Consider the following 17,891-nt stretch of genomic DNA (forward strand, 5'->3'; position numbering starts at 1 on the left):
CCGCGCGGCCGCCGCGGCCGGGCCGTTCCGCCGCCCCGGGCGCCCATACCGGGACGATACGCCCGCCGCGCGGGGCGGGCACCCGGTGGCGGGCGGGCCGGGCGCACCCACGGACGGCCGCGGGGAAGTCCGCGCGGAGAAACTTTCCCGCGGGTGTCATCCGGCGGGCGGGGAGCCGGAGTTTGTACGGATGGAGAGGCGCCCTCCGTCCGTCAGACCGTCCGGGCCCGCGAGGGCCCGTGTTCCACGAGGAGTCGCCGCATGAAGCGGACCCCGAAGTACCTGGCCGGTGCGGCCGTCACGGCCGCCGTGGCGGGCATGGCCACGATGTCGTACGCGGCGCCCCACGACACGGCCGGCCGGGCACCGCACTCCGCGACGGCGACGGCGGCCGCCCCGGCCGTCGCCCCCGCGGCGAAGCACGCGCCCACCCCCCGCATCGTCCAGCCGGGCGAGCGCGTCACCGGCGCGCCGGGCTTCGAGCTGTGGCTGACGCCCGAGGGCAAGCACTGGACCACGCCGGACATGCCCGAGGGGCAGTTCCGCAGCGTCGTCGACGGCAACGTCGATCTGAGCAGCCCGGGCGTCTCCGTGCAGTCCGAGGGCACCCCGGACCGCGTCCACCTCTCCGGCCTGTACTACGGCGGCAAGGGCACGGCGTCCACCGTCGAGCTCCGTACGGCCGCCGGAACCCTCCACGGCAAGCTCATCGAGCTGCCCGGCCGTCCCGGCTGGGGCGTCTGGTACGCCGTCGCCGAGCCCGCACCGAACGACGGCTCCCGGCACTTCGTCTCCGAGGTGACGGTCCGCACCACCAAGGGCAAGGTCTACGCCTCGATCTCGCTGCGCTGACCCCGCGGGCGGGGGACCGGCCGGTCCCCCGCCCCGGCCCACTCCCCCATACCCGACGCAGAGGAATCTGTCCGTGCCGCACGAGACGTCCGCCGCCTTGCCGGAACACCCCGACTTCGCCGCCTACGCGGGTGCGGCCTGGGCCCGTCTGGTGCGGACCGCCCTCCTGCTCACCGGGGACTTCCACGAGGCCGAGGATCTCGTGCAGACCACGCTCGCCAAGGTGTACGCCCGCTGGGGACGCGTCCCGCCGGACGACGTCGACTTCTACGTCCGGCGCTCCCTGGTCAACAACAACATCAGCCGGACCCGCAGACGCCGGGTCACACATCTGCTGATGCCGTTCCTGCCGGAGCGGGTGCACCAGTCCGACCGAGGTCACGCGGAGTCCGTCGAGTCCCGTGCCGCGATCACCGAGGCGCTCGCCTCGCTGTCCACCCGGCAGCGGACGGTGCTGGTCCTGCGCTACTGGGAGGACCTGCCGGAGACCGCTATCGCCGAGGTGCTCAACTGCTCGCCCGGCACGGTCAAGACGCATGCGCGGCGCGGCCTCGAGGCCCTGCGCTCCCATCCCGCGTTCGCCGCCGCCGAGCGCCCGCACCCCCTTCCCGGAGCCCGCCCATGAACCACCCCGACCCCGCAGCGGAACGGGACGCCGAGCCCGCCGAGGCCGGACGCCTGCGCGAGGCCCTGGCCGCCGCCGCGTACGACGTCACCCCGTCCCGGTTGCCGCTGGCCGCCGTGGAACGCCGCGGCAGGATGATCCGCCGCAGGCGCCGTACGACGGTGCTGGGCGCGGGCTGCGCCGTGCTGCTCGCGCCGCTCGCCTTCGTCACGCTGCACGGCCCGGACGACGGCGGCCGGGTCACGCGCCCGGCCGCCGTCGTGTCCGCCTCGCCCACGCCGTCCGCCTCACCGACCGTGTCCGCGCCGACGCCGCGCATCGTCGATCCGGGCGAGCGGGTGACGGCGGCGCCGGGGTTCGTGCTGTGGCTGACGGAGGAGGGCAAGCACTGGACGACGCCGGACATGCCGGAGCTCGACCAGTTCCGGAGCGTGGTGGACGGCAACATCGACCGGGGCAGTCCTGGCGTCTCGATGCAGTCCGAGTCGTCGCCCACCAGGGCGTACCTGTCGGGCCTCTACTACGGCGGGGAGGGGACGGCGTCCGTGGTCGAGGTCGCGTCGAAGGACGGACCGGTGCGCGGACACCTGCTGGAGCTGCCCGGAAACCCCGGGTGGGGCGTCTGGTACGCCGTCGCCGACACCGACGACCTGGGAGGGATCACCGTCCGCGACACCGAAGGCCGCGTCTACGCCACGCTTCCCTGACCGGGGGGAACGGGGGAGGGCGGCCACGACACCCCCCAGCCGGTGTCGTGGCCGCCCGTTTCTCTCTCCCCGCGTGCCTACTTGCTGACGGCGAACCGCATCAGGGCGTGCTCGTCGCCCTGCTTGATCTTGCCGGTCTCGTTGATCACCTCGAGCTTCCAGCTGTTGCCGACCTTCACGGCCTTGGCGACGGCGCAGCCGTTGTCCTGGCTGAGCAGGCTCGGCCAGATGTCGGCGACCTGCTGGCTGCTGCCGCCCGTGGCGTCGTAGACCTTGAAGCTGATGTTGCGGGCCTTCTGGAAGGAGCTGCCCTTCTTGTAGGCGGCCGCGACGAACACGATCGAGGTGATCGCGCCGGGCAGGCGGGAGAACTCGACGGTCACCGTCTCGTCGTCGCCGTCACCGTGACCGGTCTGGTTGTCGCCGCTGTGCAGGAGGGAGCCGTTGCCCATCGGGTCGAGCGAGTCCAGGCCGGCCAGGCGCACCGGGTCGCCGCCGGACATCGCGATGGCGATCAGGTCGAGGTCCGTACCGGTCTTGCGGCGCAGCTTGCCGAGCACTCCGCCGCTGGATCCGGCGGTCGGGTCCCAGGAGACGCCGATGGAGAGGTGCGTGACCCCGTCCAGGTCCGCGGGGCCGTCTTCCTTGGTCAGCGTGATCATGAACGAGCCATCCTTCGTCGACGGGTGTACGGCCTTGAGTCTGCCTGGCGCCGCACCATCCTGAACAGGCGGGTCTGCCCTGAAACGCGATCGTTGCGGACGCTCAGCGCACCGGGAAGCCGAAGGAGTAGCCCTCCTCCTTCAGCCAGGGCAGCACGCGGCGCAGCGCCTCGACGGTCTGCGCGCGGTCGCCGCCGGCGTCGTGGAAGAGGATCGTGGGGCCGTTGGGCAGTTCCCGCTGCACGGTCTCGACGATGGAGTCCGCGCCCGGCTGCTCGAAGTCCTTGGTGTCGACGTTCCAGCCCAGCGGGCGCATGCCGCGGGAGGCGGCGACGGCGCGGCTGTGCGGGGTGAACGCACCGCCGGGCGCGCGGTAGTAGAGGGGGCGGACGCCCCCGGACGCCTCGGTGATCATGCGCTCGGCGTCGAGGATCTCCTTCGACTGGTACGCCTCGGACTTGCGGTCCATGGCGGTGTCGTGGGAGACGGAGTGGTCGCACAGCACGTGCCCGTCCGCGACGATCTCCTTGACCAGGCCGGGGTGGGTCCGCGCCTGGACGCCGGTGAGGCAGAAGGTGGCCTTCACGCCCTCCTCGCGCAGCAGCTCCAGCACCTGGGGCGTCCAGCGCGGGTCGGGGCCGTCGTCGATGGTGATGTTGACGCCGCGGGGGCCGGCGTCGGAGGCGTGCGCGATCGTGGGGGAGACCCGCTTCACGGCGGCGGGCTTCGCGGCCGCGCCGGCCTCCGGGGTGCCGTTCACGACGTCGGCCTGGGCGGTGTACACCGAGGCGCCGACGGCGAGCATCGTCACCCCGAGCGCCGCCCCGGCCACCTTGCCGTACCAGCTCCGTCCACCGCCGTGCCGCGCCATGTCCCGCCCCGCTTTCCTGCTGTCGCTCGTCGCCCGCGTCCCGGGCTTCTCCGGGAACCACTGGGCAGGACGGGACACGGACGTCCCCGGATGCGTCCGTTACGGATCACGGACACATCCGGGGACGTTCGCGGACAGAACGAGGGGTGCCGGCACGGACCGGGGGCCCGGTCACCGTGGTGACCGGGCCCCCGGGGGGTGGTGCGGTGGCGCGGAGGGGCGCGTCACCATCGGTACCAGCGGCCGCGACCACCGCCCGCGTTCGTGGAGCGCATGACGAAGCCGAGCAGCCAGATGACGAGGACCGCGATGGCGATCCACCACAGGACCTTCACGGCGAAGCCGGCGCCGAACAGGATCAGGGCAAGAAGCAGAACGAGCAGCAAGGGAACCATAGTTATCGACCTCCTGCCGCTCCGTTTGCCCTCGACCCGCAGTCGCACACCTGGATGTCGCCTTGTTTGTGAAGGAGAAGTGGGGGCACCCGTGGCCTCACGACACAGTGCCCGAACGCTACGAGGAGGCATGTTCCGTGAGTGCCGGTGAGAAGGCCAAGGCGAAGACCGAGCAGGCGCAGGGCAAGGCCCAGGAGGCCCTGGGACGCGCCGCCGGGAACGAGCGCATGGAGGCGGAGGGCCAGGCCACGAAGAGCAAGGGCGACGCCCGCGAGGCCAAGGAGAAGACGAAGGACGCGTTCAAGCACTGACCCGCTTGTCCCGCGCCCGTGTGGGGCCGCCCCGGTGACGCACCGGCGCGGCCCCACACGGGCGCGTGCACGTCAGGCCCGCAGCGGGGGGAATCGACGAGTCGATTGGGGTCAGTGCGGGGGCGGTGCGGGGGCGGTGCGGGGTGGAGGGCGTTGGTGACGGAGCAGCCGCCTTCGCCGGGCATGCGCTGGATGCGGGGAGGCGTCCAGACGTTCGTCCCGCCGGGGCCGACGACAGCCAGGACGCAGTCCACCGGGGCGTACCCGTCGGCCGGCGGGGAGAGCAGGATGCCGACGCGTCCGTTCTCCGTCTTCAGATGAGCCGTGATCACCGGGTCCATGTCCAGTGAGGCGAGGACACGGCGTACCGCGGTCTCGTCCATATGGCCGCCCTTCGGGACGCGCGGCAGTTTCGCCATGAGCGCCTCGGTCGGCACCCGGGGCGGTTCCGGCGGCGGGCTGAAGCGGAGGGGCGGGCCGTCGGGGCAGTCGACGTCGCGGGGCTCCTCACCCCACTCCACGCTCGGCGACACCCTCAGGGAGAAACACCGCCACACCGTGATCGTCTGCGGGTCGAGGCCCGACTCGAGCGCCGAGCCCGTGGTGCGGATGATCAGCTCGACACCCTTGCCGTCGTGCGTTTCGGTGCCCGTCACCCGCAGCACCTCCACCCCCTCCATGGTCGACGCCGCGTACCCCACTTCGTCCGCCGTACGCGGCCGTTGGCTGTACAGGCGCTTTCCGACGGTCGTGGCCTCCGCACGTGCGACGTCGGTCGCCTTCTCGTCGCCCGACTTGATCAGCCCGCAGGCGGTCAAAGCCAGCAACACCGGTGCGAGCAGCAGTAGTCGACGCATGGGCCCACCCTTTCCCGTCCTCTCCCGGTGCACATCGGTCCGGATACTCAGATCGGCCCGGCGAGAGCCGTAAGGATTTCGTCATGGCTCGTGCGGCCCGGCGCGCCCGGTCCCCCTGTTGACTGACGGAACCGAAGGAGCGCGAAGGGTGAGGCGACATGGGACGCGTGCGTGACGGACTGTTCAGACCGTGGACGGCCTTACTGCTGGCGGGGGTGACCGCCGTGGCGGGCTTCGGGCTGTACTGGTTCCAGCCGTGGAAGCTGTGGCAGGACGAGACGGTGCGGGAGGCGCTGCCCGGGACCGCGACGACCGCCCCGGCCGCGTCGACGGCCCCGGGCGGAGCACCGTCCGGCTCAGCGTCCGCCGCGCCCCCGGCCGGCCCGGTGACCCTGGCGAGCGGTGAGCTGATCAGCCATGAGCACGCGACCACCGGCACGGTGAGCCTCGTGCGGCTGGCCGACGGCAGTCGAGTGGTGCGGCTGGAAGGGCTGGACACCAGCAACGGCCCTGACCTGCGCGTGTGGCTGACCGACGCGCCGGTGAAGGAGGGGCGGGCCGGCTGGCACGTCTTCGACGACGGCCGGCACGTCGACCTCGGGGCGCTGAAGGGCAACAAGGGAGATCAGAACTACGCCCTCCCCGAGGACGTGGACCTGTCCGCCTGGACCAGCGTCAGCATCTGGTGCGACCGCTTCGACGTCTCCTTCGGAGCGGCGGAACTCGCCCCGACGATCTGATTCCGGGGGCCTGACCCCGCCGGCCAGGCTGCGCCGGGGGCCGGTCAGACGGCGGGTCCGGTGACGAGATCACCCTCCTCGTCGTACGGCCAGGCGTTCGCCACGCAGCCGTTCAGGCCCTTGATCTGCTGCATCATCACGGGCGCGAGCCGCCCCTCGCCGCCGCAGGTCATGTGGGAGTGGCCGAGGAAGTGGCCCATCTCGTGGTTGATGATCAGCGCGCGGTAGTCGTGGATGGGTCCGTCGAAGGTGGGGGAGCCCTCGGCCCAGCGCCGGAGGTTCACCACCACCCCGCCCGGCACCTCGCAGTTGTACTCGCCCCCGGTGTCCTGCCCGATGCCCTCCCAGCACAGGGCGTCCGCCGTGGCGGGCGTGGCGATCTTGATCGAGAGGTCGTGCGGGGCGCCCGCGCCCACCAGCCGGAACGCGTTGTCCGGGTCGTGGGCCCAGCCGCGCGGGGCGCCCAGGATCCCGGCGATCTCCTCGGCCGCGTCGGACGGCGAGACGTCCAGCCCTTCCTCCACCTCCACGACGTACCGCAGCGGCCGGGACCCCTCGCCCACCGTCTCCCCGCCGGCCCGGGCGGTGACGAACGTCCCGCTGCCCCGCTCCGGCACCTCGATCGTCGTCCGGCTCGGGGAGGGGGAAGGCTCGGTACGGGTGGGAGAGGGAGTGGGGGTGGGTGTCGGAGTGGTCCGCGAGGGCCGTACGTCCGGTGCACCCTCCTGCGGGCGGTCCCCGCCCCGCAGTTCGGCCCGCAGCATCGCCGCCGCGCCCAGCAGCGCGACCGCGAGCAGCACGGTCAGCAGCACGCGCCCGCGTCTGCGGGGGCGTGTGCGACGGCGGGAGGACGCCCGTCGTCCGCCGGTGCGGCGGGCCTCCGCGCCTCTGCGGGTGGGGGGTGCGGATGGCCTCTCTCGTACCGAATCTCGTACCGAACGCATGGCAGGTCAATCTGGTCGTCCCAGTTGATCGCCCTGAGCCCGCGAGGTCACGGAAGGGTAACGACGTCCGGTGGTCCGGGGGGCGGGGCGGCCGCGTCCGCCGTGCACCCGCCCTGCTTACACTGCCGCAATGCCACGGATCCTGATCGTCGAGGACGACTCCATCGTGCGGCAGGCCGTGCGTCTGGGCCTGAGGCACCAGGGGCACGAGGTCGTCGCGGTGGAGACGGGCGAGGAGGGGCTGGAGCAGCTCCGCGCCGTCCGTCCCGACGTCGTCGTGCTCGATCTGATGCTGCCCGGCATGTCCGGCCTGGACGTGTGCCGCCGGATCAGGGAGCGCGACCAGGTGCCGGTCATCATGGTCACGGCCCGGGGCGACGACATCGATGTCGTCCTCGGTCTGGAGACGGGGGCGGACGACTACGTGGTGAAGCCCGTACAGGCACGGGTCCTCGACGCGCGCATACGGGCCGTCCTGCGCCGGCACGACGCCTCCCCGCCGGACGGCGCGCGGCCCCGGCCGGAGACGCACGGCGACCTGGTCGTCGACCGCGCCGGGCTGGAGGTGACACACCGGGGCGAGCCCGTCACCCTCGCCCCCTCCGAACTGCGCCTGCTGCTCACCCTCTCCGCGTCCCCGGGCCAGGTGTTCAGCCGCCAGCAGCTGCTGGAAGCGGTGTGGGAGCACGGTTACCACGGCGACATACGTCTCGTGGACGCGTGCGTGAAGCGCCTGCGCAACAAGCTCGGCGAGGGCAAGGACCCCCGCTACGTCCAGACCGTCCGCGGCTTCGGCTACCGCTTCGGCACCGGCCGCGCGTGAACGGCGACCCGCCCGCGGAGCAGCGGAACACCTCGGAGCCGGCAAGCACCTCGGAGCCGGGAAGCACTTCGGAGCCGGGAAGCACCTCGGACTGGGGGAACGCCCCGAACCCGGGGAACGCCCCGAACCCGGGGAGCGCCCCGCACCCGGGAAGCACCCCGTACCCGGAGAACACTCCGGACCCGGCGCCGCTCGCCGCCCCCCGCCGCCTCTTCCGCGCGGTGGTGTCCCGCATCCCGCTCCCCCTGCGCGGCCTGCGCTCCCGCCTCCTGATCTCCTTCGTGCTCGTCGCCATGGCCAGCTCGCTCGGCACCGGCGCCCTCGCCTTCCGCGAGGCGCGCACGGGCGTGCTCCAGCAGAGCCAGGACTCCGTCATCAACCGCTTCCGCGCGAGCGTCGAGGCCGTCGCGCCCGCCGTCCCGCACGCTCCCGCCGCGTCGGACCTCCAGTGGACGGTCAACCAGATCCTCCACGACAACCGGCTGTCGGGCTGGCGGGTCATGGCCACCTACGGCGACCGCCGCGCCTACGCCCCCACACCCCGGTTCACCCGGCCCAGCCCCGAGATGCTCCGCTCCGTGCGGACGCGGCGCGCGGCGGTGTTCCAGCGGGTGAACGTCGACGGCAGCCCCCGTCTCCTCGTCGGCATGCCGATGACGTACACGACGGCCGACAGCGGGGAGACGCGCCTCTCCGGGGTGGTGATGTACCTGGAGGTGCCGCAGACCGCGGAGGAGGGGTACGTCGAGGCGATGGTCAGCGGCATCGAACGGGCCACCCTGGTGGCGCTGTGCCTCGCCGTCGTCCTGGCGCTGCTGGCCGCGAGCGGCGTGCTGCGCCCCGTACGGGCCCTGCGCGGGGCGACGCGCAAGATGGCCGCGGGCCGGCTCGACGTCCGGCTCGAGGTGACCGGCTCCGACGAACTGGCCGATCTCTCCCGCTCGTTCAACGAGACGGCCGCCGAACTGGAGCGGACGGTGGCGGAACTGCGGCGCCTGGAGGCGCGGGGCCGCCGTTTCGTGGCGGACGTCTCCCACGAACTGCGCACCCCGCTGGCGGCGATGACGGCCGTCACCGACGTGCTGGACCAGCGGGTGGAGGGTGAGACGGGCGAGGCGCTGCGGCTCGTCAGTGAGGGCACGCAGCGGCTGAGCGTGCTGGTCGAGGACCTGATGGAGATCTCCCGCTTCGACGCGCGCGCGGCGCGGCTCAACCGCGACGACATCGACCTCGCCGAGTCCGTCCGGCGTACGGTCGCCTCCCGCTGGCGCCCGGAGGAGGTCGAACTGCGGCTGCCCGCCCCGGGCGGGCTGCGCGCCCGCGTCGACCCGCGCCGGCTCGACGTGGTGACCGCCAACCTGGTCGGCAACGCCCTGCGCCACGGCGAACCGCCGGTCCGGGTGACGCTGGGAAGGCGGGGTGATGTCGCCGTCCTCGAAGTCACCGACAACGGCCCGGGCATCGCCCCGGACGCGCTGCCGCACATCTTCGAGCGGTTCTACAAGGCGAGCACCTCACGGGCGCGGAGCGGGAAGGGCAGCGGGAACGGGGACAGCAGCGGCCTGGGCCTGGCCATCACGGCGGAGAACGTCCGCCTCCACGGCGGCCGCATCCACGCGGCGAACCGCCCGGGCGGCGGGGCGGTCTTCACGGTGGAGCTGCCGCTGGACGGGGACGACGAGGGGGGCGCGAAGTGAGACGCGAGGCTCGGCTTTTCCTGGCGTGCATGGGGCTCACGGCGCTGACGGGGTGCGGGGTCCCGACGTCCGACGTCATCGAGGCGGGGGCCCCGGCGAGCGGCATGCCGGGGCCGTCCCCGACGACGGATGTGCCGGAGCCGGCCACCGTCCCCCTCTTCTTCCTGACGGACGGCGAACTGACGGCGTACCCGCGCCCGGCGACGGACGCGGCCGACCTGACCTCGGTGGTCCGACTCCTCCTCGAGGGTCCCAACGAGAAGGAGAGGGTGTTGTCGGCGACGACGGACCTCCCGCGCCTGTCGGGCGCGCCGTCGGTGACGGTGGCCGACGGCCACACGATCAGGGTGACCCTCCCGGACACCCCCACGCCGGTGTCCCGCGACGCCCTCCTCCAACTGACCTGCACGGTCCGCTACGCCGCCGCCCCCTTCCCCCACCCCTCGGGGGCGGACCGCACCCCCCGCCTCCAGGTGACGGGCACGTCCTGGACGATGACGTCCCCGACGACGTCCTGCCCGGCGAAGCCGTCGGCGGAGGTGAGGACGGGGGGTCAGTTCCACGGGGGCGAGGGCGACTGAGCGCCGGCTCGAATCCGTGTGTCAGTCCCCGTTGCTACGGTCCGGCGCCATGTGGACGAAAGAGACGGTGGCCGGCGGACCGGCGTGGCGGCACGTGCCCTCGGGAGTGGTGTTCCGGGAGGTGCCCGGCGGGGCCTTCCGCATGGGCCTGTCGGACGAGGAACTGGACGCGCTGCGCGCCATCGACGAGGCCGACGCCTCGGACGATTCCCTCGAGGGCTTCCTCGCTCGTGCCACGAGCATGCGCCCGGTGCGGGAGGTACGGGTCGAGCCCTTCCTGATCGCCCGCCACCCGCTGACGGTCGCGCAGATACGTCACTGGCTGCCCGACTACGAGGACGATTTCGCCGAGTGCGACGCGACCGTGGCCCGTGTGAGGGACGACGACCTGGACGCCGTGCTCGCGGTGTTGCCCTTCCGGCTTCCGAGCGAGGCGGAGTGGGAGTACGCGGCGCGCGCGGGCACGACGACGCTCACCCACCGCGGTGACGCGATACCGGACGAGGACGGCATCCTCGACGTCTTCGCCGACGAGACGCCCGTGGCCGCGTCCGAGAACGCCTTCGGGCTGGCGGCGATGGGCTGCGCGAACGAGGTGTGCGCCGACGCGTGGATCCCGCACTTCGAGAACGCGCCCTCGGACGCACGCCCCCGCACGGGCGACGGCTCCCGGGTGGTCCGCGGAGGCGGCGGTGACCTCTCCCCGTGGCAGGGCTGCGACGAATGGCTGCTGCTGCTCTCGGCGTTCCGTTCCGAGCTCGACATGTTCACCGCGATCCGCCCGGTGGCCCCTCTGCCGGCCCCGGGCGACCGCTAGGGGGGCGGCTAAGTACATACACCAATGTGGTACATGGACTACCCTTGGTACATGTCTCTGAAGCGCACGAACGTCTACGCCGACCCCGAGGACCTGGCGATCATCAAGGAGGCCGCCAAACGCCGGGGCATAAGCGAGGCCGAGATCATCCGGCAGGGGATTCATCTGGCCGCCATGGCCAACCGCGTCTGGGACGAGCCGCTGTTCTCGCGCACGGTGAAGGGCCGAGGGCGCACGCCGTCGAGGGCGGAGGTGCGCGACACGGTCGCCGATGCCGTCCGGCGTGAGTCCGACGAGGATCCCGGAACCGCCGCGTGATCATCCTCGTCGCCGACACGTCGGGTCTGCTCGCCGCCCTTGACTCGACGCATCCGGAGCATCAGGCGGCGAACGAGGCCGTCATGGCCGCGGGCCTCCTGGTGATGTCTCCGCTCCTGCTGGCGGAGCTCGATCACGTGGCCACGCGGGAGTTCGGACGTGAGGTGGCCGTCGGTGCGGTCGACGACCTGCGGCGCTGGATGGGCCGGGGCCGGGTCGTCCTGCCCGAGATCACGGAGGACCACCTGGCCGCCGCCCAGTCCGTCCGGCTCCGTTACAAGGGGCTCGACCTGGACCTCGCCGACGCGGTGAACGTCGCCCTTGCCGCCGACTACGACACGGACGCGGTCCTCACCCTCGACCGCCGCGACTTCCGTGCCGTACGCCCGTTGAGCCGTCACAAGGCCTTCCGGGTGCTGCCGGACGACCTTCCGCTCTGACGGCGAGCGGTGCCGTTCGTCCACCCCCGGACGGACGGCACCGCGGCCTCTCGTCGAGCCGCCTACTTCGCCGCCTCCAGCGCCGCCAGGGCCTGTGCCCAGCGGACGTACTTCAGGTTCGCCAGGTCCGCGACGGTCTTCACGCCGAACGCCTCCTGAAGCAGTTCGCCGTCACGGTCGGAGACCCCCTTCAGTGCGGCGACGGGGGCGTCGAGGATTTCCGGCAGGCTCTTGTCCGCCCACGCCTTGTCCAGCACCTTGTCCAGGTCGATCGAGGCCATGAGTGTCGTCTCCAGGGGTGCGCGGCCCGGGCGGGACCCGGACCTGAGTCTCTACAAATGTGTAGAAGAATAGGCGCGTCCCGTGGACCGGGGGCGGTCTTCCTCCCGACCGTGCCGGAAACGGCCGAATACCACCCCTGACCTGGCCGGACACCCCACGGCGGTGCGGTGGACCCGCGCACCCCGACGCACGATCGCCGGCACCCGGACGCGGTGCCGTACATGCGAGGAGAAACACCCGCACGATGTCCGAGCTGTCCGAGCTGTCCGAGCTGTCCGAGCTGCCTGAGCTGCCTGAGCTGCCTGAGCTGTCCGAGCAAGAAGCGCCGCGCCCGGCCCGTACGGCCCTGGCCGCACGGGCCCGCGCCGTCACGGAGGCGCACTGGTTCACCGCCGCCGTCGTCGCGCTGATCCTCGCCAACGCCGCACTCCTGGGCGTCGAGACGTACTCCGGCCTGGCCGCCGACTGGCACCGCTGGTTACGGACGGCCGAGCACGTCTGCCTCGCCGCCTTCACCGCCGAGATCCTCCTGCGTCTGGCCGCCCACGCCGACCGCCCCCGCGACTTCCTCAAGGACCCCTGGAACCTCTTCGACCTGGCGGTCGTCCTCTGCGCCTTCCTGCCCGTCCTGCGCGAGAACGGCACGGTCCTGCGCCTGCTCCGCCTGGCCCGCGTCCTGCGCACCGCCCGCTTCCTGCCCCAACTGCGCGTCGTGCTGGTCGCGGTGGTCCGCAGCCTCCCCGGCACCCTCAGCTTCCTGCTCGTCGGCGCGCTGCTGCTGTACGTCTACGCCATGGTCGGCTGGGTCTTCTTCGGCCGCGCGGACCCCGAGCACTACGGCTCGCTCGGCCGCGCCGTGCTCACCCTGTTCCTGCTGATGACCCTGGACGGCGTGGGCGACGCGGTCCACGCCGGCTTGGACATCTCCCGCTGGAGCCTCCTGTACTACGCGTCCTACGTCCTGCTCGCCTCGTTCGTCCTGGTCAACGTCCTCATCGGGGTGGTCCTCACGTCCCTGGACGAGGCTCGGGACCTGGACCGCGAAACCCCGCGGGCGGCACCCCCGCCCGCGGGTGACTCCCTGCGCCTCCGCGTCGAGGAGGCCCGTCGAGCCCTTGACGCCCTGGAGCGCGAACTGTCGCACGCGCCGTCCCCGCCGGCGGACTCCCCGCCGGCGCCGTCCACGCAACGGCAGGTGTAGAAGGGGCAGTCGACCGACGGTCACATCCTCTTCACATCACCATCATCGTATGAACACCTTAGGTATGCTCCGGATGCTCCATTCGCACCACTGAGGGGGGAACCTCATGATCATCCGGCGCACCGTGACCGCTGCCGCCGCCACCGCCGCCGTGGCCGCGCTCGCCCTCACCGCGGCGATACCGGCGCACGCGGCCGAGTACTCCTCGGCGCTCAAGATCAAGGGCGTGCAGTACGACGCCCCCGGGCGGGACTCCAACAAGTGCTCCGGCGGGAACACGAAGAACGAGTACCTGACGATCAAGAACTACTCGAAGAAGTCGAAGGTGAACCTGAAGGGCTACAAGGTCAGGGACAAGGCCGGCAACACCTTCGTCTTCAAGTCGAACCACATCCTGGAGCCGGGCGACTACGTCCACCTGCGCGGGGGCCGGGGCACCGACTCGGACGGCAAGAACGTCGTGTACCGCCAGAACTGCAACTTCATCTGGAACAACGACAAGGACACGATCTACCTCTACAAGCCGGGCGGCAAGCCGGCCGACATCCACGCCTACACCAAGAAGGCGCACGACAAGGACGGCAACGGCTACATCAAGTACCACGGCTGAGACCCCGCCGAGGCTCCCGGGGGGCCGGCCCGACCCGCGCGCCGGCCCCCCGCGCCACCGTCCGGTCGGATCAGCGGCTCGGCTTCATGACGTGCCCGAGGGCGACAAGACCCACGCCTATGACCGTGACGGTCGGGTAGTCGAACCCGCTGAACGCCGCCAGCAGCGCGCCGGTTCCCCACACCCTCGGCCGCCGCACACTGCGTTGCAGCCACCGGCCTGGCATACGGCCCAGCAGAAGGCCGTGGATTCCCAGCACCACGCATGCCAGCCACAGCGTGAACACTGCGACTCCTGCAGCCAGCACCGCGGTCGCGAACGCCGTCCCCACGGCTCACCCCCTGTAGCCGCACTTCGGCGGCTGGAGGTCAGTCTGGCACGGCGACGCGCTCCCGGCCCGGGCCTCGGCCCCACCGCACCAGCGCCACCCCCCGCGCGAAGACCACCGCCCCCGCCGCCAGCGCCCCGCCCGCCGCGAACACCGCCAACGCCGGCCAGGCGTACGTCGTCTGTGCCAACGTCCCCGCCCGGAACATCAGCAGGCCCAGTAGCGAGCCGAGTTGGGCGAACGCCAGGACAGGCAGTGTCAGCGGCAGCAGCCGCAGCACCGTCCACCACCACGCACGCCCCTCCCGGCGCCGCGCCCACACCCCCGCCCGCAGCACACCCCGCACACCGAGCCCCACCGCCGCCACCGTCAGCGCGGCCAGCACCCAGTCCGCCGTCATCGAGAACGGCTTCTCCACCTCCGGCTCCTCACCCCGCGCGAGGTCGACGAGCCCCGAGGTGATCTGCGCGGCGTCGTCCCCGGCGAGCATGCCCGTGTTGGTGACGACCGCGATGCCGACCCCGCTGTCCGGCAGCAGCGTGGCCGTGGCGTTGTGGGTGAGGAGCTGGCCGTTGTGCTGGATCACCTCGGTGCCGGAGTCGTCCCGGTGCCGCAGCCACCCGATCGCGTACTCGGTGTCCGCCGGCACCGACGGCGGGGTGTGCGTCAGCGCGACGGTACGGGCCGTGGCGACTCGGCGGCGCTCCGCGGAGACGCCCCCGCCGTTCTGGGCGATCAGCCACCGCGCGAGGTCGTCGGCGGTGGTGACGACACCGTGGCCGCCCGCCGTGAACCACCGCGGGTGCGAGCGCGCGACCACGGTGCCGTAGGCACGGACGTACCCCCGCGCCCCGTCGGGCATCTCGCCCGTGGAGTCGACGGACACGGTGTCCGTCATCCCCAGCGGCCGGAACACCTCCGCGGACAGGTACTCGGCGAACGGCCGGCCGCTCACCACCTCCACCAGCCGTGCGGCGACGAAGTAGTTGGGGTTGTGATAGCGGTACCGGCTGCCGGGATCGGCGGAGAGCGGCGCTCCCCTCATCGCGGCGACGGCCTCCTCCAGGGTGTGCGGCTGCGCCCGCGTGAGATCCGGGTACGCGAAGTCGTCCATCCCGGAGGTCTGCGTCAGGAGCTGCCGGACGGTGATCTCCCGGTGGCGCCCGTCGGCCATGACGAACTCCGGCAGGTACCGGACGACGGGCCGGTCCAGCTCCACCTCACCCGCCTCGACGAGCTGCATCACCGCCAGCGCGGTCATCGCCTTCGACAGCGAGGCGACGGGCAGCCGCGTCCGCTCGGTCATGTCCCGCCCGGACGCGGTGTGCCCGTACCCGGCCGTGTGCACGACCCGCTCGCCCTTCGTCACCGCGACCACCGCCCCGGGCAGCCCGGTCTGCTTCACGTAGTCCTCGACGAACCGGTCGACGGAGCGCGCGTCGAGCACGGCCCCGGACGACGACGGGGCGGCGGAGGCAGCCGGTACGACACCGACGGAGAGCGCACCCGCCAGGCCGATCGCGGCCGTGACGGTGCCGAGAACAGAGGTCAGCTTCATGCCGCCCAGTGCACCCCGCACCACCCCTCCGGCACACGGGCACGCACACGAGTTCCGGAGGTGGTGCACGCACTACTGTCCCGCGCCCGCGGCCTCGCTAGGTTCGACGGATGCGACACCGGACCGCCTGGCAGGCGCTGGGCCAGAACCCGTTGAAGGTGCTCGGCTCCAGCTGGCCGTGGCGCTCACTCGCGTACCTCACGACGGGCGTCGCATGCGGCGCCGTGACCGTCTCGGCCCTCCTCGTCCTGCTCGTCGCGGGCGTCGTGTCGCTCGTGGTGCTCATCGGCGCCCCGATCCTCCTCACCGTCGCGCTGTCCGGCGTCCTCACCCGCTTCGGCCACGAGGTCCTGGCGGCCGTGGGGGACGCGGACACCTTGGCCACCGCCGTCCGTGAGCACGCCCCGGACATCGTGGTCACCGACGTCCGCATGCCGCCGGACAACACGGACGACGGCCTGCGCGCGGCGGTGGCCCTGCGCCGCGAACACCCGGGCCTGCCCGTCCCTGGTCCTCAGCCAGTACATCGAGCAGTCCTACGCCGCCCAGCTGCTCGACCTGGGCAGCGACAGGGGCGTCGGCTACCTGCTGAAGGACCGCGTCAGCGCGGTGAGCGAGTTCGTCGACGCGGTCACGCGGGTCGCGGCGGGCGCGACGGTCGTCGACCCGGAGGCCGTACGCCCCTCCTCAACCGCCGCCGAGACCCCCTGCAACGCCTCACCCCACGCGAACGCGAGGTCCTCGCCCTGATGGCGGAGGGCCGATCGAGCGCAAGTCCGCCGACGGTGCCGGCCTACGCAGGCGCCTGACCGCCGGCCGCGTCGAACAGCCAGCGCTCGATCTCGTCGACGCCGACATCCCGCCCGAGCCGCTCGCTCTCCTCGGCGGCCCAGCGGGCCAAAAGCGCGCAGTACCTGCCGTAGGTGCGTGTCGGCCAACGGCCGTACCCGAGCGAGTCCCACCCGCAGGTCCCCTTGAGCGTCGTGACTACGCGCGAGTCAAGGATCGCGCAGGGGTGACGGACCGAGCCCGCGCCGGCGAAGTACAGGAGCTTGGTCGAGAACGCGGGACCCAAGTAGCGGATGGCGTTGCGCCCTTTCGGGTGCAGTACCTCATAAGCCTGCGCCGCGTCGGTGGTTGCCGCCTCGCAAGCCCACCGCAGTGTCTTCACGACATGGTCGGTGTCCTGCGCGACGGCTCGTATACGCCTCCGATTGAGCCGAAGCTTCTTGCCGCTGCCCCAGGCGAGGACACGCCACATGAACCGCAGAAGCTCTTCGTCGGACAGGCCAGGCAGATCTGCTGCGTCCTCGAACAGGTCTCCGCGACTGAGAACGCCGCGACCAGCGACCGGCGCACCGGGGAGATCTGCGGCGGCAATCTCGGCATTCCACCACGCCGCTGCTATGGGCACGGCGTGATCATCGATCCGCTGTGACCGCGGTACGTGGAGAGCCTCTTGGCAGGCGTGCGGCAACGGCAGGCGGGACAGGTCAGTGGGCGCCATGCCTTAATTGTGTCGCGCCGCACAGCTCCTCACGAGACGATCTCCCCTATGACGCAAACGGCGTGGGTCGAGGAGTTGGCGTGGGCGCAGGGCCTCATCTCACCGGACCCCGCCGAGCGCGCTGTCGCTCTCGCACGTCACGCCCGGGCCCGCGGTGAGACCGAGGTCGCGTTCGAGCGGTTGCACGAAGGGCCGTTCCCCAGGCTGCTGTTCGGCATCAGGATGCGGGCCTACCAGGCGGCCGCCGCACGCTGCTTTCCCGGAGCTCTGTGGAGCCGCAGCGACTACGCACGCGGGGAGATCGGCACCTGGCCTCGGCTGCCGCTGGCCCTGCTCTTCCTGGAGTGGGAGGCGCGTTTTCCACAGGAGTGGACGGAGCACACCAAGGACTGGGGAGCGAAGAGGGTTCTGATCCGTGATGTGGCGGCCACCCGGCACGACCAGGCTCTGCGGGCCAGACTGGTCGATCTGGTCGAGCTGGCGGTCCAACGGCCCTACCGGTGCAAGGACCGAGAGTACGTCCGCGTGGCCCGGGCGGTGGACGGAGACGACCTGCGTGACCGGCTCCGCAGAGCACAGCGCTCTGAGAGCCCCGCGGCGCAGCTCCACGCGAGCTACGTGCTGTGGATCCTCGACCACCCCGAGACACCGAACACCCGGCATGTCTGGCGCACGTGGCTGGCGGACAGGCCGGCACTCGAACGACAAGGAACCTCCGGACCGTAGACCGGTCCGACGGCGACTGCCGCTGTCGCGTCACCGATC

Annotated in this window: 22 protein-coding genes and 1 pseudogene; 15 read left to right on the forward strand and 8 right to left on the reverse strand. The window is 72.1% G+C overall.

Going from position 1 to position 17,891, the window contains the following annotated elements:
- The first annotated feature begins 261 nt into the window (after window positions 1–261).
- The 3 genes from ACQZOG_RS14905 to ACQZOG_RS14915 all read left to right on the forward strand — a co-directional run bounded on the left by ACQZOG_RS14905 (window position 262) and on the right by ACQZOG_RS14915 (window position 2,184).
- Window positions 262–852, forward strand: coding sequence for a hypothetical protein (locus tag ACQZOG_RS14905; protein ID WP_037640729.1), 591 nt, complete (start codon window positions 262–264; stop codon window positions 850–852).
- Window positions 853–925: 73 nt separating this feature from the next.
- On the forward strand, window positions 926–1,477 hold the full coding sequence (locus ACQZOG_RS14910) for a SigE family RNA polymerase sigma factor (RefSeq protein ID WP_033276623.1): 552 nt from the start codon (window positions 926–928) through the stop codon (window positions 1,475–1,477).
- Entirely contained in the window at window positions 1,474–2,184 is a 711-nt protein-coding gene (locus ACQZOG_RS14915) for a hypothetical protein (RefSeq protein ID WP_037640730.1), read from the forward strand. Before ACQZOG_RS14910 ends, ACQZOG_RS14915 begins: the two co-directional genes overlap by 4 nt.
- A gap of 77 nt (window positions 2,185–2,261) precedes the next feature.
- On the opposite strand, the gene ACQZOG_RS14920 is transcribed toward ACQZOG_RS14915, so the two are convergent.
- The 3 genes from ACQZOG_RS14920 to ACQZOG_RS14930 form a co-directional block, all read right to left on the reverse strand.
- A complete protein-coding gene (locus tag ACQZOG_RS14920; RefSeq protein WP_033276625.1) occupies window positions 2,262–2,846 on the reverse strand; it encodes a TerD family protein in 585 nt (194 codons plus the stop codon).
- A gap of 103 nt (window positions 2,847–2,949) precedes the next feature.
- Window positions 2,950–3,717: a polysaccharide deacetylase family protein gene (locus ACQZOG_RS14925; RefSeq protein ID WP_033276626.1), complete on the reverse strand. Its 768-nt coding sequence runs from the start codon at window positions 3,715–3,717 to the stop codon at window positions 2,950–2,952.
- A gap of 224 nt (window positions 3,718–3,941) precedes the next feature.
- Complete coding sequence (locus ACQZOG_RS14930) at window positions 3,942–4,112, reverse strand: hypothetical protein (RefSeq protein ID WP_033276627.1); 171 nt, start codon at window positions 4,110–4,112, stop codon at window positions 3,942–3,944.
- A gap of 137 nt (window positions 4,113–4,249) precedes the next feature.
- Here ACQZOG_RS14930 and ACQZOG_RS14935 point away from each other — a divergent pair, with 137 nt between their 5' ends.
- Window positions 4,250–4,423 (forward strand): CsbD family protein, encoded by a 174-nt coding sequence (locus tag ACQZOG_RS14935; RefSeq protein ID WP_078493159.1) that lies wholly within the window; start codon window positions 4,250–4,252, stop codon window positions 4,421–4,423.
- A gap of 1,015 nt (window positions 4,424–5,438) precedes the next feature.
- Window positions 5,439–6,020 carry a DM13 domain-containing protein gene (locus ACQZOG_RS14940; protein ID WP_354795425.1) on the forward strand — a complete coding sequence of 194 codons (582 nt, stop codon included), beginning with the start codon at window positions 5,439–5,441 and terminating at the stop codon, window positions 6,018–6,020.
- A gap of 44 nt (window positions 6,021–6,064) precedes the next feature.
- Here the strand turns inward: ACQZOG_RS14940 and ACQZOG_RS14945 are convergent, their stop codons facing one another.
- On the reverse strand, window positions 6,065–6,832 hold the full coding sequence (locus ACQZOG_RS14945) for a DUF3152 domain-containing protein (RefSeq protein ID WP_037640735.1): 768 nt from the start codon (window positions 6,830–6,832) through the stop codon (window positions 6,065–6,067).
- 262 nt (window positions 6,833–7,094) lie between these two features.
- On the opposite strand from ACQZOG_RS14945, the gene ACQZOG_RS14950 reads away from it, so the two are divergent.
- The 6 genes from ACQZOG_RS14950 to ACQZOG_RS14975 all read left to right on the forward strand — a co-directional run bounded on the left by ACQZOG_RS14950 (window position 7,095) and on the right by ACQZOG_RS14975 (window position 11,640).
- The gene (locus tag ACQZOG_RS14950) at window positions 7,095–7,787 is read left to right on the forward strand and encodes a response regulator transcription factor (protein WP_033276630.1); all 693 of its coding nucleotides are present in this window, start codon (window positions 7,095–7,097) and stop codon (window positions 7,785–7,787) included.
- 221 nt (window positions 7,788–8,008) lie between these two features.
- Window positions 8,009–9,484, forward strand: a complete 1,476-nt coding sequence (locus tag ACQZOG_RS14955) for a sensor histidine kinase (protein WP_193467832.1) — start codon at window positions 8,009–8,011, stop codon at window positions 9,482–9,484.
- A gap of 29 nt (window positions 9,485–9,513) precedes the next feature.
- On the forward strand, window positions 9,514–10,065 hold the full coding sequence (locus ACQZOG_RS14960; RefSeq protein WP_193467831.1) for a hypothetical protein: 552 nt from the start codon (window positions 9,514–9,516) through the stop codon (window positions 10,063–10,065).
- A gap of 49 nt (window positions 10,066–10,114) precedes the next feature.
- Complete coding sequence (locus ACQZOG_RS14965; RefSeq protein ID WP_058916406.1) at window positions 10,115–10,882, forward strand: formylglycine-generating enzyme family protein; 768 nt, start codon at window positions 10,115–10,117, stop codon at window positions 10,880–10,882.
- 51 nt (window positions 10,883–10,933) lie between these two features.
- Window positions 10,934–11,200 carry a CopG family transcriptional regulator gene (locus tag ACQZOG_RS14970; protein ID WP_033276632.1) on the forward strand — a complete coding sequence of 89 codons (267 nt, stop codon included), beginning with the start codon at window positions 10,934–10,936 and terminating at the stop codon, window positions 11,198–11,200.
- A complete protein-coding gene (locus tag ACQZOG_RS14975; RefSeq protein WP_033276633.1) occupies window positions 11,197–11,640 on the forward strand; it encodes a PIN domain-containing protein in 444 nt (147 codons plus the stop codon). The genes ACQZOG_RS14970 and ACQZOG_RS14975 overlap by 4 nt, the downstream gene beginning before the upstream one ends.
- A 62-nt stretch (window positions 11,641–11,702) precedes the next feature.
- On the opposite strand, the gene ACQZOG_RS14980 is transcribed toward ACQZOG_RS14975, so the two are convergent.
- A complete protein-coding gene (locus ACQZOG_RS14980; RefSeq protein WP_033276634.1) occupies window positions 11,703–11,921 on the reverse strand; it encodes a hypothetical protein in 219 nt (72 codons plus the stop codon).
- A 299-nt stretch (window positions 11,922–12,220) separates the two neighbouring features.
- Between ACQZOG_RS14980 and ACQZOG_RS14985 the strand changes: the two genes are divergently transcribed.
- Both ACQZOG_RS14985 and ACQZOG_RS14990 read left to right on the forward strand, forming a co-directional pair.
- Window positions 12,221–13,123: an ion transporter gene (locus tag ACQZOG_RS14985; protein WP_430741877.1), complete on the forward strand. Its 903-nt coding sequence runs from the start codon at window positions 12,221–12,223 to the stop codon at window positions 13,121–13,123.
- A 106-nt stretch (window positions 13,124–13,229) separates the two neighbouring features.
- Entirely contained in the window at window positions 13,230–13,733 is a 504-nt protein-coding gene (locus ACQZOG_RS14990; protein ID WP_037640739.1) for a lamin tail domain-containing protein, read from the forward strand.
- A 70-nt stretch (window positions 13,734–13,803) separates the two neighbouring features.
- On the opposite strand, the gene ACQZOG_RS14995 is transcribed toward ACQZOG_RS14990, so the two are convergent.
- The gene (locus ACQZOG_RS14995; protein ID WP_033276636.1) at window positions 13,804–14,019 is read right to left on the reverse strand and encodes a hypothetical protein; all 216 of its coding nucleotides are present in this window, start codon (window positions 14,017–14,019) and stop codon (window positions 13,804–13,806) included.
- 82 nt (window positions 14,020–14,101) lie between these two features.
- Window positions 14,102–15,619 (reverse strand): serine hydrolase domain-containing protein, encoded by a 1,518-nt coding sequence (locus ACQZOG_RS15000; RefSeq protein WP_033276637.1) that lies wholly within the window; start codon window positions 15,617–15,619, stop codon window positions 14,102–14,104.
- 266 nt (window positions 15,620–15,885) lie between these two features.
- Here ACQZOG_RS15000 and ACQZOG_RS15005 point away from each other — a divergent pair.
- Window positions 15,886–16,395 (forward strand): annotated as a pseudogene (locus ACQZOG_RS15005) (response regulator); the annotation flags it as partial.
- A 17-nt stretch (window positions 16,396–16,412) separates the two neighbouring features.
- On the opposite strand, the gene ACQZOG_RS15010 reads toward ACQZOG_RS15005, so the two are convergent.
- A complete protein-coding gene (locus tag ACQZOG_RS15010) occupies window positions 16,413–17,126 on the reverse strand; it encodes a hypothetical protein (protein ID WP_203550464.1) in 714 nt (237 codons plus the stop codon).
- A gap of 48 nt (window positions 17,127–17,174) precedes the next feature.
- On the opposite strand from ACQZOG_RS15010, the gene ACQZOG_RS15015 reads away from it, so the two are divergent.
- Window positions 17,175–17,852: a hypothetical protein gene (locus ACQZOG_RS15015; RefSeq protein ID WP_203550463.1), complete on the forward strand. Its 678-nt coding sequence runs from the start codon at window positions 17,175–17,177 to the stop codon at window positions 17,850–17,852.
- Window positions 17,853–17,891: the final 39 nt, after the last annotated feature.

The organism is Streptomyces sp. P13-3-3 (genome assembly GCF_050571355.1).
Classification (GTDB): Bacteria; Actinomycetota; Actinomycetes; order Streptomycetales; family Streptomycetaceae; genus Streptomyces; species Streptomyces althioticus.

What these genes read in the sequence shown, in the direction of transcription:
- ACQZOG_RS14905 (WP_037640729.1), top strand. Translation starts at nt 262, where the DNA reads ATGAAGCGGACCCCGAAGTACCTGGCCGGTGCGGCCGTCACGGCCGCC.
- ACQZOG_RS14915 (WP_037640730.1), top strand. Translation starts at nt 1,474, where the DNA reads ATGAACCACCCCGACCCCGCAGCGGAACGGGACGCCGAGCCCGCCGAG.
- ACQZOG_RS14920 (WP_033276625.1), bottom strand. Translation starts at nt 2,846, where the DNA reads ATGATCACGCTGACCAAGGAAGACGGCCCCGCGGACCTGGACGGGGTC.
- ACQZOG_RS14925 (WP_033276626.1), bottom strand. Translation starts at nt 3,717, where the DNA reads ATGGCGCGGCACGGCGGTGGACGGAGCTGGTACGGCAAGGTGGCCGGG.
- ACQZOG_RS14930 (WP_033276627.1), bottom strand. Translation starts at nt 4,112, where the DNA reads ATGGTTCCCTTGCTGCTCGTTCTGCTTCTTGCCCTGATCCTGTTCGGC.
- ACQZOG_RS14940 (WP_354795425.1), top strand. Translation starts at nt 5,439, where the DNA reads ATGGGACGCGTGCGTGACGGACTGTTCAGACCGTGGACGGCCTTACTG.
- ACQZOG_RS14950 (WP_033276630.1), top strand. Translation starts at nt 7,095, where the DNA reads ATGCCACGGATCCTGATCGTCGAGGACGACTCCATCGTGCGGCAGGCC.
- ACQZOG_RS14960 (WP_193467831.1), top strand. Translation starts at nt 9,514, where the DNA reads ATGGGGCTCACGGCGCTGACGGGGTGCGGGGTCCCGACGTCCGACGTC.
- ACQZOG_RS14965 (WP_058916406.1), top strand. Translation starts at nt 10,115, where the DNA reads ATGTGGACGAAAGAGACGGTGGCCGGCGGACCGGCGTGGCGGCACGTG.
- ACQZOG_RS14970 (WP_033276632.1), top strand. Translation starts at nt 10,934, where the DNA reads ATGTCTCTGAAGCGCACGAACGTCTACGCCGACCCCGAGGACCTGGCG.
- ACQZOG_RS14980 (WP_033276634.1), bottom strand. Translation starts at nt 11,921, where the DNA reads ATGGCCTCGATCGACCTGGACAAGGTGCTGGACAAGGCGTGGGCGGAC.
- ACQZOG_RS14990 (WP_037640739.1), top strand. Translation starts at nt 13,230, where the DNA reads ATGATCATCCGGCGCACCGTGACCGCTGCCGCCGCCACCGCCGCCGTG.
- ACQZOG_RS15000 (WP_033276637.1), bottom strand. Translation starts at nt 15,619, where the DNA reads ATGAAGCTGACCTCTGTTCTCGGCACCGTCACGGCCGCGATCGGCCTG.
- ACQZOG_RS15010 (WP_203550464.1), bottom strand. Translation starts at nt 17,126, where the DNA reads ATGGCGCCCACTGACCTGTCCCGCCTGCCGTTGCCGCACGCCTGCCAA.
- ACQZOG_RS15015 (WP_203550463.1), top strand. Translation starts at nt 17,175, where the DNA reads ATGACGCAAACGGCGTGGGTCGAGGAGTTGGCGTGGGCGCAGGGCCTC.